Origin of the sequence: Photobacterium alginatilyticum (genome assembly GCF_009910675.1) — a bacterium.
Lineage (GTDB): Bacteria > Pseudomonadota > Gammaproteobacteria > Enterobacterales > Vibrionaceae > Photobacterium > Photobacterium alginatilyticum.
Genome location: NZ_RSEJ01000232.1, coordinates 1 through 735 on the forward strand (window position 1 = coordinate 1; position 735 = coordinate 735).

Genomic DNA, 735 nt, shown 5'->3' on the forward strand with positions numbered 1-735 from the left:
TCACACCATGGGAGTGGGCTGCACCAGAAGTAGATAGCTTAACCTTCGGGAGGGCGTTTACCACGGTGTGGTTCATGACTGGGGTGAAGTCGTAACAAGGTAGCCCTAGGGGAACCTGGGGCTGGATCACCTCCTTAACGATAGACTGTATTGTTTGATGCAGTGTCCACACAGATTGCCTGGTTAATATGTAAAAGACGTGAAAGACTTGGGTCTGTAGCTCAGGTGGTTAGAGCGCACCCCTGATAAGGGTGAGGTCGGTGGTTCAAGTCCACTCAGACCCACCACTTCTTCTCCCAGAGGAAGTGAGTGAASAGTCTTTCGGTAACGTTGGGGCTATAGCTCAGCTGGGAGAGCGCCTGCCTTGCACGCAGGAGGTCAGCAGTTCGATCCTGCTTAGCTCCACCACTCTTTAAGCGCATTTCTTGRAAAAGAAGTGAGTGTGTTTAAAAAGTGGTTATCTCTTGATAAACACATGCTCTTTAACAATCTGGAAAGCTGACTAGTAAATTCAAAGGTTGAATTAAAATGTTTCATCGARAGATGAAACGAGTTCTCAAGCAATACACATTCAAGTGTCTTGTGTAAGAGTCCGGCGAAAAACCAATGTCCTTACATTTCTTGATCGAATGTAGGTGACGTAAACCTTGGTTGTTTGAACATACGCTTTTGTCTTCACTTTTTTGAAAAGTGAAAATAAAAAAACTCCTTGGGGTTGTATGGTTAAGTGACTAA

Annotated in this window: 2 tRNA genes and 1 rRNA gene; all 3 read left to right on the forward strand. The window is 44.9% G+C overall.

The features are described from left to right. Nucleotides 1-137: ribosomal RNA gene (locus EIZ48_RS28685) — 16S ribosomal RNA — on the forward strand; the annotation flags it as partial. 73 nt (nucleotides 138-210) lie between these two features. Further along, nucleotides 211-287, forward strand: a tRNA-Ile gene (locus EIZ48_RS28690). 45 nt (nucleotides 288-332) lie between these two features. Further along, nucleotides 333-408 (forward strand) — tRNA-Ala (locus EIZ48_RS28695). The last annotated feature ends 327 nt before the right edge of the window (nucleotides 409-735 follow it).